The organism is Pseudoalteromonas sp. APC 3224 (assembly GCF_030407535.1).
Taxonomy (GTDB): Bacteria; Pseudomonadota; Gammaproteobacteria; order Enterobacterales; family Alteromonadaceae; genus Pseudoalteromonas.
Genome location: NZ_JASDDF010000026.1, coordinates 1 through 13,126, shown reverse-complemented (window position 1 = coordinate 13,126; position 13,126 = coordinate 1). Strand labels below are relative to the sequence as shown.

Annotated in this window: 10 protein-coding genes; 6 read left to right on the top strand and 4 right to left on the bottom strand. The window is 39.1% G+C overall.

The window, feature by feature from the left end; all coding sequences use genetic code 11:
* Positions 1–10 precede the first annotated feature (10 nt).
* Together QL989_RS12805 and QL989_RS12800 are read left to right on the top strand one after the other, a co-directional pair.
* Complete coding sequence (locus QL989_RS12805; RefSeq protein WP_290170698.1) at positions 11–835, top strand: M90 family metallopeptidase; 825 nt, start codon at positions 11–13, stop codon at positions 833–835.
* A gap of 99 nt (positions 836–934) precedes the next feature.
* Positions 935–4,108 (top strand): amidohydrolase family protein, encoded by a 3,174-nt coding sequence (locus QL989_RS12800; RefSeq protein WP_290170697.1) that lies wholly within the window; start codon positions 935–937, stop codon positions 4,106–4,108.
* 163 nt (positions 4,109–4,271) lie between these two features.
* Here the strand turns inward: QL989_RS12800 and QL989_RS12795 are convergent, their stop codons facing one another.
* On the bottom strand, positions 4,272–4,634 hold the full coding sequence (locus tag QL989_RS12795) for a hypothetical protein (protein WP_010388549.1): 363 nt from the start codon (positions 4,632–4,634) through the stop codon (positions 4,272–4,274).
* Between the two features lie 150 nt (positions 4,635–4,784).
* On the opposite strand from QL989_RS12795, the gene QL989_RS12790 reads away from it, so the two are divergent.
* A complete protein-coding gene (locus QL989_RS12790) occupies positions 4,785–5,537 on the top strand; it encodes a Nif3-like dinuclear metal center hexameric protein (protein WP_138609424.1) in 753 nt (250 codons plus the stop codon).
* A gap of 211 nt (positions 5,538–5,748) precedes the next feature.
* The gene (locus QL989_RS12785) at positions 5,749–6,324 is read left to right on the top strand and encodes a VTT domain-containing protein (RefSeq protein ID WP_290170696.1); all 576 of its coding nucleotides are present in this window, start codon (positions 5,749–5,751) and stop codon (positions 6,322–6,324) included.
* A 120-nt stretch (positions 6,325–6,444) separates the two neighbouring features.
* Here the strand turns inward: QL989_RS12785 and QL989_RS12780 are convergent, their stop codons facing one another.
* From QL989_RS12780 to QL989_RS12770, 3 genes are all read right to left on the bottom strand, one after another.
* Positions 6,445–7,209, bottom strand: coding sequence for a YdcF family protein (locus QL989_RS12780; protein WP_290170695.1), 765 nt, complete (start codon positions 7,207–7,209; stop codon positions 6,445–6,447).
* 54 nt (positions 7,210–7,263) lie between these two features.
* The gene (locus QL989_RS12775) at positions 7,264–8,151 is read right to left on the bottom strand and encodes a LysR family transcriptional regulator (RefSeq protein WP_010388553.1); all 888 of its coding nucleotides are present in this window, start codon (positions 8,149–8,151) and stop codon (positions 7,264–7,266) included.
* Between the two features lie 541 nt (positions 8,152–8,692).
* A complete protein-coding gene (locus QL989_RS12770) occupies positions 8,693–11,062 on the bottom strand; it encodes an EAL domain-containing protein (protein ID WP_290170694.1) in 2,370 nt (789 codons plus the stop codon).
* 203 nt (positions 11,063–11,265) lie between these two features.
* On the opposite strand from QL989_RS12770, the gene pyrC reads away from it, so the two are divergent.
* Together pyrC and QL989_RS12760 are read left to right on the top strand one after the other, a co-directional pair.
* Complete coding sequence (gene pyrC / locus QL989_RS12765) at positions 11,266–12,306, top strand: dihydroorotase (protein WP_178956235.1); 1,041 nt, start codon at positions 11,266–11,268, stop codon at positions 12,304–12,306.
* Positions 12,307–12,713: 407 nt separating this feature from the next.
* Positions 12,714–12,917, top strand: coding sequence for a cold-shock protein (locus tag QL989_RS12760; protein WP_004588138.1), 204 nt, complete (start codon positions 12,714–12,716; stop codon positions 12,915–12,917).
* The last annotated feature ends 209 nt before the right edge of the window (positions 12,918–13,126 follow it).

Here is a 13,126-nt window from a genome sequence, read left to right as displayed (position 1 = left end):
GGGCTATTAAATGGTAAACGGATTATTGATTTTCTTACTTTTTGCGTTTGTCGTTATTTTTTGGCGCTGGCCTGATATTCAAAATACTCTGTGGCACCGTAAATACAGTAATTTATCTTTAAGCCCACAACAGCATGCGCTGTTACTGCGGGCTATGCCAATCTATAACAAAATGACTGATGCAGATCGAGCCAAGTTAGCATCTCATATTGTGTGGTTTTTAAATGAAAAGCGCTTTGTTGGCTGTGATGGGTTGCAACTAACTGAAGCAATGAAACTCATTATTGCCGCCGATGCTTGCCTGCTGGTACTAAATAAACCCTGGCCTTTGTATAAAAACGTGAAAGAAATTTTACTCTATCCCAGTGCGTACTACGCGCCTCAAGAGAGTCGCGATAACGCCGGCCTTGTTAGTTTTCATAACACCGTAAGGCAAGGTGAGTCGTGGCCTGGAGGCACATTGGTGCTAAGCTGGCATGATGTACTTGAGGGAAACCGCTTACCCAGTGACGGGCACAATTTAGTGTTTCATGAGTTTGCGCATCAACTTGATCAAGAAACCGGTAAAACCACCGGCACGCCACTGCTGTCATCGCAGGCCCAATATCAACAATGGGGCAAGGTATTTAGCCGAGCATTTTCGCAGTTAAAAACGCACGTAGCTTATAGTATGCCACATGTTATTCATAGTTACGGAGCCACAAATGAGGCAGAATTTTTTGCGGTGATCACCGAAACATTTTTAGAAAAACCAGCGGATTTACGCCGTGAAGACCCCGAGATTTACAGTCTGCTGGTGGATTTTTATCAATTTGATCCTATTGTTTGGCATTAATTTTATGCACTTCATCCTATTACGCTGGTAACTTGCTAGCGTTTTTGTTGCAATCATGTAATAGAGCAACACACAGCAACAATAATAAGTGAGATAAGCATGAAAAAAATGCTGCAAACAGCGCTTGCGTTATCGGTTTCATTGGCATTGGGTCAAGTACACGCAGAGCAAACAGATGAAAAAAAATGGCAAGTTGATTCACCAAAAGGGCAATTTGTAGATGCTTCTATTAGTGTAGAGCAAGGCACATGGATGAATGTAGATATAAGCCCTTATGGAGAAACCCTAGTATTTGACTTACTGGGCGATATTTACACTATGCCAATGAGTGGTGGTAAAGCCACTCAAATAACCTCTGATATCGCATGGCAAATGCAGCCGCGTTTTAGCCCTGATGGCAAGCATATTGCTTTTACCTCAGACCAAGGTGGCGGTGATAATATTTGGGTTATGGACGTTAATGGCGAGAACCAAACCGCAGTAACGGATGAAACGTTTCGTTTACTTAATAGTCCGGCGTGGAGCCCTGATGGCGATTATTTAGTTGCGCGTAAGCACTTTACCGCCAGTCGCTCTTTAGGCGCGGGTGAAGTTTGGCTTTATCATAAAGCGGGTGGTAAAGGGGTTCAACTGACTAAACGTGAAAACGATCAAAAAGATTTAGGTGAGCCGATGTTTTCACCTGATGGTCGTTATGTTTATTTTTCTCATGATGCAACCCCAGGTAAAACCTTTCATTACTCAAAAGATTCGGTTGCGGGTATTTATAAAATTAAGCGTTATGACCGCGAAACGGGTGAAATAGAAACGATTATTAGTGGTATGGGTGGGGCAATCAGACCAACTCCGTCACCGGATGGTAAAAAACTTGCCTATGTAAAGCGTGATGACTTTCAAACTAGCTTGTACTTATACGATTTAACCAGCGGTGAGCATACCAAGCTATATGACAAGCTAGAGCGCGATATGCAAGAAACATGGGCTATTCATGGGGTATACCCAACAATTGCGTGGACACCAGATAATGAAGAGTTAGTATTTTGGGCTGGTGGCACCATTCATAAACTCAATGTTGATGATAAATCTGTCAGCGATATTGCATTCAAAATAGACACCACGAAAAAAATTCAAAAAGCGGTGCGCTTTACTCAAAATATCGATACTGAAGAATTTGATGTAAAAATGCTGCGAAATGTACAAATTAGCCCAGATGGTGAAACGGCATTGTTTGAAGCACTGGGTCATATTTATAAACGCGATTTAGACTCAGGAAAAATCAAACGTTTAACCAAGCAAACCGATCATTATGAGTTATTTCCACAGTACTCGCGTGATGGCAAAAAAATTGTCTACACCACATGGGACGATAATGAACAAGGCACAGTGCGCGTTGTTTCTGCACGAAGTGGTCGCGGCGATACGATTACCGATGAACCGGGTAAATATGTAGAGCCTACCTTTAGCCCTGATGGCAAAACTGTAGTTTATCGTAAAGCCAGCGGCGGCAGCATTTTAAATCCTAAATGGTCATTACACCCTGGCATTTATAGTGTTAGCACTAAAGGTGGTAAGAGTGAACTAATTTCTAAAAGTGGTTACCAACCGCAGTTTGGTAGTGCCAACGATCGTGTTTATGTTATGAGTCCATGGCCTAAACCAACGTTAAGTGTGGTTGAGCTTGAAAGTAAAAAAGTGCGCAAACTCTATGAATCAGAACATGCCACTGAATTTAGGGTATCGCCTGATGGTGAGTATTTAGCATTTTCAGAGCGCTTTAAAGTGTTTGTAACACCGTTTGTTGAGCGTGGTAAAACCATTAATATTGGGCCTAAAGACAGCCAATTTCCAATTGAGCAATTATCTGTTCGTGCTGGTGAAAATATTAGCTGGAGTACCAACAGCAATAAACTCTATTGGACACTTGGCCCTGAACTATACCATGCAAGTTTAGAGGGGATGTTTGCTATTAATAAAGCCGATGACCAAGGCGTTAAAGTCAAAAGCGGGACTAACATTGGTTTTAGCAAAAAAATGGCTGAACCAGAAGGCATGATTGCCTTAACTGGCGCAAAAATTATTACCATGGACGGCGAAAAAGTCATTGAAAATGGCGTTATTGTTACCGATGGTAAGCATATTAAAGCTATTGGCTCTGCTGCAGATATTAGCATTCCAAAAAATGCTAAGATTGTTGATGTAACAGGCAAAACAATTATGCCTGGTATGGTTGATGCGCATGCGCATGGCTCACAAGCAAGCGATGAAATTATCCCACAACAAAATTGGAAAAACTTTGCAGGCCTTGCGCTAGGTGTTACCACCATCCACGATCCATCAAACGACACCACTGAAATATTCACTGCCAGTGAAATGCAAAAAGCCGGTATGATTGTCGGTCCGCGTATTTTCTCCACTGGTACTATTTTATATGGAGCTAATATGCCTGGTTATACTTCGCATATTGATTCATTAGATGATGCTAAATTTCATTTAGAGCGTTTGAAAAAAGTAGGGGCGTTTAGTGTTAAATCTTATAACCAACCTCGCAGAGAGCAGCGTCAGCAAGTGATTGAGGCTGGTCGTGAACTTGAAATGATGGTCGTGCCAGAAGGGGGCTCATTATTACAACATAACTTGAGTATGGTGGTTGATGGGCATACAGGGATTGAGCATTCCATTCCGGTTGAACATATTTATGATGATATTAAGCAGTTGTGGTCACAAAGTGATGTAGGTTATACGCCTACATTGGTGGTTGCCTATGGCGGTATTTGGGGTGAAAACTACTGGTACGATAAAACTGATGTGTGGAATCATCCTCGATTGAGCAAATTTGTGCCTAAAAACCAATTACTACCTCGTTCAATGCGTCGTGTTAAAGCGCCCGATCATCACTATAACCACTTTAACAATGCACGTGTGGCAGCTGAACTACAAGATTTAGGTGTACTGGTTAATTTAGGTGCACATGGCCAGCGTGAAGGTTTAGGTGCGCACTGGGAAATGTGGATGTTTGCTCAAGGTGGTATGACGCCGCTTGAGGCTATTCGAGCATCAACTCTCGATCCTGCTAAATACCTAGGCTTAGATAAAAACGTAGGCTCATTAGAGGTTGGTAAGCTGGCAGATTTAATGGTTATTGATGGCGATCCACTGGAAAACATTCGTGATTCAGACAAAATTGATTACACCATGATCAACGGCCGCTTGTTCGACGCAGCAACGATGAACGAAGTTGGTAAAAAACAACGTGCCCCATTATTTTTTGAATAATATATAGGCTTACTGATAAAAAAAGCGGCTAGTCAGTCGCTTTTTTTATGCTGTATTTATCTAAACAGCTAGAGCTCAGATTAATTATTATGTAGTTAATAACAAGTGACGGGCATAAAAAAACCGCTTAACGCGGTTTCTTTTAAACTGAGCACTCAGTAAATTACACTACACCGCGCGGTAGGCGACAGTCGTGATCTTTACGAGCAAGCTCTACTATCCAAAGCTCTTCTGCTGTATAACCTTCTTCGTTCTCAGTGATCACGGTGAAAGGCGCTTTTTTCTGTGCTTTTACAGGAGCAGCTTTTTTAGTTTTTTTAGCGGGTGCTTTTACTGCAGCTTTTTTTGTAGACTTTCCAGAGCTTAATTCTTTAGTCAGCTCTGCTACATCAGCTAGGCGCATATTCTTGCCGCCATCAACGCTGTACCAGCCAGGTTTAGTTGTTATTTCAGGTTTTTTACCGTTAGCAGCTTCATATGCAGCTTCAAAGGCAGATAACACTTCTGTTTTGTCTAGTTTGCTCATCAGAGACCCTATACGTTGTTTTCACAGATAAAGAAGAGGTATTTATACCTATTTTAGAACTGTTTTTCAATTTTTTGCGATTTTCCTTTCATTTTTAGTGCATAACCGCCAAAATTTGTACAAAATTCAGTGCAAAGTAAGGTAAGCAGTATGCAACGTAGAGAATTTAATCAACTGTTAAACACGTTATTGAAACCAGAAACCATTAACGATTTTTGTCCAAACGGACTTCAGGTAGAAGGTAAAGATGAAATACGTACTATAGTAACCGGTGTTACAGCAAGCCAAGCGCTTATTGATGCCGCCATTGAACAAAATGCGGATGCTATTTTGGTACACCATGGCTATTTTTGGAAAGGTGAGTCGCAACCAATTACAGGCATGAAAAAGCGTCGTGTGGCTGCGCTTTTAGCTAACGATATCAATTTATTTGCTTATCATTTGCCATTAGATATTCACCCTGAAATAGGCAATAACGCTCAACTGGCGCAATTACTCGATATTGAAATTGAGGCGGGTTTAGAGCCAATTAACAACAGTGTCGCGATGAAGGGGCGGTTAAAAACGCCGCTAACGGGGTGCGAATTTGCTAAAAAAATAGGCCAAGTACTCAATCGCGAGCCACTAACAAGCTTAGTGCGTAATGATAAAATTGAAACCATTGCGCTGTGCACTGGTGGTGGGCAAGGGTATATTGACTTAGCAGCCGAGCAGGGGTTAGATGCTTACTTAACCGGTGAGGCATCAGAGCAAACTATTCACAGTTCACGCGAGCAAAATATCGACTTTTTTGCTGCAGGTCACCATGCCACTGAGCGATACGGTATTAAAGCGCTGGGAGAGCTTCTCGCAGAGCAATATAGTTTTGACGTAACATTTATTGATATAGATAACCCAGTGTAAACGCTTGCCGTAAAAGCAATGTCATTAATGTAACCTACTCATCATTTATCCTGAGTAGGTTATTTAAAATCTTCAAAAAAAACTAACTACTTTATCAAGCCAAAGGAAGCTTCTATTACATTGGTACATAACAGATCTTTCGCTGCAATTATCCCGTTTAAATTAAAATGTTATTTTCTCGCCGCCAGGCAATTCAACGTAAAGGTATAAAATGGAAGATATGTTAGATTTAATACAGCAATATGGGTTGTTGGTTTATCTGTTACTTTTTGGTTATTGTGCTTTAAAAAGTGGGTGGTTACCCTTATTTGCAGGCTATGCTGCACATACCGGTGCACTTGATGTTGGTTATGTTGCTCTGGCAGCTTTTATGGGCGGATATTTGGGGGATGAATTACGATTTGCTCTCGCAAGAACATATGGCACTACATGGCTTGAAAAGCCAAACCGACTAGGTCGGTTATTTAAAACAGCCTCTGAGCTTGCAAATCGTTATGGTACTGCCTACATTTTTTTATATCGGTATCCAAAAGGGCTTCGCACTATTGGTGCTCTACCGATTGGGCTCACCTCGATTAGTTGGCGCCGTTTTAGCCTATTAAATGCATGCTCTGCACTCGCTTGGGTCGTTCTTTTAGTTGGTGGAGGTTTTACTTTTGGCGCTACCTTTGATTCTTTAGGGGTTGAGAACCTAACAGCCCTCAGTTTATTATTTCTTTGTGTATTCTTGTTCACACTGTATCGTCTTTGGAACCAAGCTGCAGAGGTTAAAACCCATCAACAATAACAAATATAGGCTTGTTTATAGCTAATAGTGTTTTTTATTTTTTAATATCCCCTGTTAATAAACTAATTACCGAGGTTTTTCAGGGGGATAATATATTTAGCTAAATAAAGATTTAATAAATCAAAGAGCTTCCGGATTTATTGTACGACGTATTTTTATCCATGCATTACCGACAACTTCATGGGCAAATTGAGTTACCACTAATAATGCTTTTGCGTTGGGTATGAGTTGCTTGTACCACGGGTAAGCGGCAAAGTTGTGGTAGTCAGTTGCTGCTGGGATTGCTGCGACACCTTGTGCATTGAATAAATTTATTGCTCTGGGCATATGACTTACAGAGGTAACTAAAGCGGTATTATAGTCGACAAGTTTTGAGGCTAAAAATGCGGCTTCTTGCGCTGTGTCCATTGCGTTTGGATTTTGTACAATACGATTTTTATTAATACCCAAGCTAATTGCCGTTTTATACATGAGTGCGCTGTTGGTGATTTTTTCATAACCCCCACCCGATACAATTAGCTGAGCTCGCGGATATATATTTGCGAGCCTAATGCCTTCCACTAAACGTGTTAATGCACAATTTCCTAGCTGACTGTTAGCGCTGAGTGCCGGGTTAGGGTTTATATCACAGCCAAGCACCACAATTTTGTCTATTTTGGGGTGCTTAAGGAAATTAAAAGCCAATGAAGTAGGTTGATTCTTTTTAATCAATAAGTTGGCAACCCAGGGCGTACTGGCAAGTAATAAGGTTGTAAAACTTAAAAAAGACAAGGTAATAACACGCTTTCGTTGTTTGAGTGCAAAAATAAGCAGTATTAGGCTAAGTAAACCTAGTAATGGTAACGGCATGAGTAAACCGCCCAATATTTTTTTAAGTTCAAACATAATGAGTAACACGGTTGAATATATTTACTAACATGTTACTCATAAGTTTTAGATTTATCGACCGTTATTTAATTTACAGGTGTTTAAAAAATGACGGTAAACCGGATTGTCTTTCATGTCTTTTTTCATCGCTAAGTACATCGGACGGGTTAAACCCAGCGCGCCCAGTGGAATTGACTTAATTAGCCCTTGGCTTTCATACGGAGTAACGAGCCAATCAGGTAGGGCGGCTACACCCATACCTGCACTGACTAATTGAAATATAAGTAAGCCCTGATCAACTGTTTTAAGCGTGCCATCAAAACGTGCATTTTGAATAAAATGCTTAAATATATCTTGGCGCTCACGGGGAATCGGGTAAGAAATAATAGTTTCGTTTTTTAAATCAAGCGCAGTTACGTAGGCTTTTTTAGCTAAGTCATGATCCGGTGCCACTATTAGCTTAAGTTTAAAGTCAAATAGGTGGGCGTATTCTAGTTTGTCGGGTTCACGCACATCTGATGTAAGCACTAGGTCTAATTCATCGTTTAATAAGTCTGGGATGGCGTCGTAACTAAAACCACGTTCGTAATCAATTTTTATGTCAGGCCAAAAATTATTAAACTCTTTAATAGTAGGCAATAACCAATGAAAACAGGCATGACATTCAACACTTAGACGCAGTTGTGAGATTGGCTGATTTAAACTTTCTTTTAATCGGCATTTAGTTGCTTCTAACTTAGGTAATATTTCGTGTGCTAATTCAAGTAATAACATACCTTGAGGTGTAAATCGGACGGGTTGAGTTTTTCGTTCGAACAACTGGCAATCTAATTTATTTTCTAAATCTTTGATCTGATGTGATAAAGCTGACTGAGTTAAAAATAGCTCGCGGGCTGTATTAACTAACGATCCCGTTTCTTTAAGGGTCGCTATAGTTTTTAGGTGTTTAATGTCAATCATCTTTAATAAATCTCATGGGTATGGTGAGTATTGCTTAGATTAACTACATACTACGCTTATATAAAAATCGTTTCAACGTCTAGATGGCTATAAAAGTGAGGTTTGGTGTGTTTTTTACTGCAAACATTAAATTTATTAACTTTCCATAGTCAAATGTTGTTTTGTTATTTGTTTATTGTTGAATTTAGCTCATGTTAAATTAAGGTGTTAAATGGGGGCTTGTCGATGATTGTGAAATCAATAGGCCCTAATATTATCTGAAAGTTTGTAATGAATTTTTATATCGGTGAATTACATAAATTAGGTTTAATAGTTAAACAGAAATTAAAAACAGTGTAGGGTGAGTTTGGTTATGGAATAAGTTATGTTTTTAACAATTACTGTGTTGTTGTAAAACATGTTGTTAAGGTTAGCATCAAGGCTTAATTGGTATGTTCTTACAAACTGGGTTAAGTTATTTAAGAGTATTAAAGCGAGTAAGCACAGCGGTCAGTTTAATCCTGAATACTTGAGGTTGTAAATTCCAGCTGTGCTTAGCTACTTAAAGAGGGGCGTGTATTAGTGAAATAGCCTCTTTTGCTGTAACCGGTTTTGATTTTAAAAAGCCTTGGCCGTAATCACATTGGGTTTTTTGTAAAATAGTAAGTTGTTCAGCGGTTTCTATTCCCTCGGCTATAACAATAAGATCTAAAGAAATAGCCAAGGTTAAAATAGCATCTATTAACGGGTTAGCAGTAGTTTTTAAATTATCAATAAAGCTTTTATCAATTTTTAGCACATGAATAGGCAGTTGATGCAAGTAACCTAAGGCAGAGTAGCCAGTGCCAAAATCGTCTAGGCAAAGCAACACTTTTAAAGGCGATAATCCTTGTATAATTTGCGTCGCTAATTCTAAATTTTCAATTAACCCCGACTCTGTTATCTCAAGACACAATGAGCCTAATGGTAGTTGGTGTTTTTTATAAATTTCATGGAGCTGCTCTACAAACTCTAAGCTGGCAAAGTGTCGAGACGACACATTAACCGTGACACGTAAAAAGCGATGACCTTGTTGTTGCCACAAAGCAATATGTTGCGCTGCGAGGTCGAGTAAATGCAAGTCTAAGTTAATAATTTGCCCGGTCTTTTCTGCAATTGGAATAAAGTCGCTCGGTGATACAAACCCTTTCTTTGGATGATGCCAACGTACGAGAGCTTCAAACCCTATAACTTCACTACTGTTAATAGTGAATATAGGCTGAAAATACAGTTCAAATTCATTATGCTCAATACCGTGCTGTAAGTCGTTTTCAAGATCTGCATGCGTTTTTAGCTTATTACGCATCACATTATTAAAAAACTTAACTTGACCACGTCCTGATGATTTTGCCTCATACATAGCCGCATCGGATTGTTGTAATAATACAAATGCTTCATCATTTTCGTTGCCACTAAATGCTACGCCAATGCTGGTGGACGGTTGCAGTAAATGGCCATCAATATTAACGGGTTCAGATAGTGCCGTTTTAATACGAGTCAGGGCAACGTTTACTTGATCACGATGACTAAGATTTTCCATGAAAATAGCAAACTCATCGCCACCTAAGCGAGAGAAAGTATCGGTATTGCGAACGGTTTCAGTAATAAGCTTACATATAGCAATTAAAAAGTGATCGCCTACTTCATGGCCTAATGAATCATTAATACTTTTAAAGCGGTCAAAATCCAGATAGAGCAGGGCATGAAAAGTGCCTTTTTTTGCGCGATTTAGGCGTAAAATTGCATGCTTCATCCTTTCTATTAATAGCGACCGGTTTGCAAGCCCAGTTAGCTCATCGTGCAGCGCTTTGTGCTCAAGCTCTTGACGAGCTAAATGCCGATCTATAACCATGCTTATTTGTCGACTTACATAGGTTAGCAAAGAGCTATCATGTTCATTGTAATAATGTTGATTGTCATAGCTTTGCACGACAATAACGCCACTCATGCGCTCATTAACTTTAAAAGGCACGCCTAGCCATGAATCCGCTTGTTCACCTACTAGCTTAAAATGACCTTGTGCAATATGTTCAAAGTATTGCTGTTTATTGAGTAACAGTGGGCGTTCATTGATCAGCAAATAGTAAGAGGCTGTTTCTTTTAGTTGCTCTTTTGAAATAACTTTGTGGGTATTTGTTTGTACACCGCCTTCAACAGTATAAACAAAGTCGAGCGCGTCTTCTTTTTTGTCGTACAGCGCAATAAAAAAGTTACTCGCAGTCAATAAGCTGTCAATAATCGCATGCAAAGATTGAAAGAAGGTGTCTAAATTTTGTGCTTTATAAGTTAAATTAGCTATTTGCAGTAGGCTGCTTTCTAATTTTTGTGCATTGTTTAGCTGCATAACAGTGTCTTGCAAGCTATTAACGGTATTCACTTGATTGATTTTTGCACTTAGTAAGTGAGCTACGGTGGTTAAAATCTCTAAATGTGAACTAGTAAAGTAATTTTTTATTGGGTGCTCACAATCTATAACCCCTAGGACACGATCTTTGTATATCAAGGGTACGCATATTTCTGATTGAGCCGGGCGCTCATCAGCTATGTAACGGTTGTCTTTAGTTACATCGCCAATTATTAAAGCTTGGCCTGTAGATGCTGCATAACCTGTAATGCCTTCGCTAAAGCGAATGATTTTTCGCTCAGATTGATAACTGATATGCCCGTTTTTAATACCCATAGAAGCTACTTGATTTAGCAAAGACTGACTGTCATCTGCTAAGTAGATAACACAATCTACAAACCCAAGTCGATTAACAACTTGTGTGGTGACGTAACTAAAAAGCGCTTCTAACGTATTCAGTTGCAATAAACTTGATGAGAACTGATTGATTATACTCAACTGATCCGTTTTAGTTTCGAGCGCTTTAGTGGTATCGATAGTATTCGACATAGGCAGCTTTGGGAGGCCTTATAATTATTAAAGGTACATACGTTAACCTAATATTAACGTTTCTACAAAATAAAACGTTAAATGAGAATCATGAAGTGTAAAGTTAACTTTAAATGTAGTATCTAAGGATTATTTCTAATAAGCCCTTTACTCGAAATCACCATATGCCTATGATCAGTTAACTTAAGCATTAGGACTTTACGATGACGAGCAAAATGACAACTTTAACGATTACTAGACCCGATGATTGGCATGTTCATTTACGTGATGGAGATCAGTTAAAAGATACGGTGCGTGATATTAGCCGCTATATGGGCCGCGCGATTATTATGCCAAATTTAGTTCCGCCAGCAACGTGTACAGAAACCGCATTATCGTATCGAGAGCGAATTATGGCTGCAAAACCTCAAGGGCAGTTTGAACCTTTAATGGTGCTTTACCTTACCGACAAAACGACGCCTGATGAAATAAAAAAAGCAAAAGCGACAGGTAAAATTTTTGCAGCTAAACTCTACCCAGCGGGCGCAACAACTAACTCAGATTCTGGTGTAACATCAGTAAAAAATATTTATCCAGTATTAAAAGCAATGCAAGAAGTTGGCATGCTTTTACTCGTACATGGTGAAGTTACTGACTCTTCTATTGATATATTCGATCGTGAAAAAGTGTTTTTAGATACTATTTTAGGCGACGTTGTCGCAGATTTTCCTGAGCTTAAAATTGTCCTTGAACATATAACAACAAAAGATGCGGTAGAGTTTGTTGAAAATGCTTCGGCTAATGTAGCAGCTACAATTACTGCTCATCATTTGTTATATAACCGCAACCATATGCTAGCAGGGGGTATACGCCCACATTATTATTGCTTACCTATATTAAAGCGTAATATTCATCAACAAGCGCTCATGGCGGCAGCTACAAGTGGTAGTAAAAAATTCTTTTTAGGCACGGATTCAGCCCCGCATTACAAAGATAAAAAAGAAGCGGCATGTGGTTGTGCCGGTGCTTATACTGCGCACGCAGCTATTGAACTTTATGCTGAAGCTTTTGAAGAGGCAGGGGCGCTTGATAAGTTAGAGGGCTTTGCAAGTCACTTCGGCCCAGATTTTTATGGTCTAGCGCGTAATAAAGACACTATTACCTTAGAGAAAGCACCTTGGACAGTGCCAGCAAGTTATTCGCTAGGGGACTCAGAAGTTGTACCAATCAAAGCAGATAGTGTTATTGACTGGCAAGTTAAATAATTAGAATTTAAAACCACCTAAAACTAAGGTGGTTTTTTTATTTTAAGTTAGCAAAAAGCTGTGCAGATCGGCCATATTTTAAAAAAATACACTCTGTTTATAAAAAACACAAATTATGAACTGTTTATCCCGTTAAAAATTAGAAACTTACAAAGAAAGTAATAAATCGATGAATCTTCAAAAATAAATCCCAATTAATAGAGCTAAAAAAATATTAATGTGTTAACCTTAATTGGCTTTGAGTTTTTGCGTATTGAATTACGGTATTGTGCTGCGTTTAAGGTTACCGGTTTGGTTATTACTTCTTCCTGTACTATCACCTCCAGTTTTTTGGGCATTGACTCAGGGAGGATATTGCCATAATAATATGGCTGAATTTTAATTATTGACTTACAGGAAAATTTAGTATGTCGGTTACTGGTAAAGTAAAATTTTTCAACGAAGCTAAAGGCTTTGGTTTCATTGAACAAGAAAATGGTCCTGACGTGTTTGTACATTTCAGCGCAATCACTGGTTCTGGTTTTCGCACTCTTAGCGAAGGTCAAGCAGTGACTTTCAGCATCAAGCAAGGTCAAAAAGGCCCAGAAGCTGAGAACGTAGAAGTAGCATAATTTATTATGTGAACCTAAGTTCATCGTGGTGAAGCACTAACCTGTTTCACCATAATTCATTAAAATGTGCAAAACTTTTTGAACTTTCTAAACCATTCCTTTTTATATCTTTCTTCAGTCAAACTTCTATCTATCTATCTATCTATTTAATTTAAACCTTGATGATTTAAATATTCTATCGGGCATTAAAGATTCTTTATTTTATCTTA

What these genes read in the sequence shown, in the direction of transcription:
- QL989_RS12805 (WP_290170698.1), top strand. Translation starts at nt 11, where the DNA reads ATGGTAAACGGATTATTGATTTTCTTACTTTTTGCGTTTGTCGTTATT.
- QL989_RS12800 (WP_290170697.1), top strand. Translation starts at nt 935, where the DNA reads ATGAAAAAAATGCTGCAAACAGCGCTTGCGTTATCGGTTTCATTGGCA.
- QL989_RS12795 (WP_010388549.1), bottom strand. Translation starts at nt 4,634, where the DNA reads ATGAGCAAACTAGACAAAACAGAAGTGTTATCTGCCTTTGAAGCTGCA.
- QL989_RS12790 (WP_138609424.1), top strand. Translation starts at nt 4,785, where the DNA reads ATGCAACGTAGAGAATTTAATCAACTGTTAAACACGTTATTGAAACCA.
- QL989_RS12785 (WP_290170696.1), top strand. Translation starts at nt 5,749, where the DNA reads ATGGAAGATATGTTAGATTTAATACAGCAATATGGGTTGTTGGTTTAT.
- QL989_RS12780 (WP_290170695.1), bottom strand. Translation starts at nt 7,209, where the DNA reads ATGTTTGAACTTAAAAAAATATTGGGCGGTTTACTCATGCCGTTACCA.
- QL989_RS12775 (WP_010388553.1), bottom strand. Translation starts at nt 8,151, where the DNA reads ATGATTGACATTAAACACCTAAAAACTATAGCGACCCTTAAAGAAACG.
- QL989_RS12770 (WP_290170694.1), bottom strand. Translation starts at nt 11,062, where the DNA reads ATGTCGAATACTATCGATACCACTAAAGCGCTCGAAACTAAAACGGAT.
- pyrC (WP_178956235.1), top strand. Translation starts at nt 11,266, where the DNA reads ATGACGAGCAAAATGACAACTTTAACGATTACTAGACCCGATGATTGG.
- QL989_RS12760 (WP_004588138.1), top strand. Translation starts at nt 12,714, where the DNA reads ATGTCGGTTACTGGTAAAGTAAAATTTTTCAACGAAGCTAAAGGCTTT.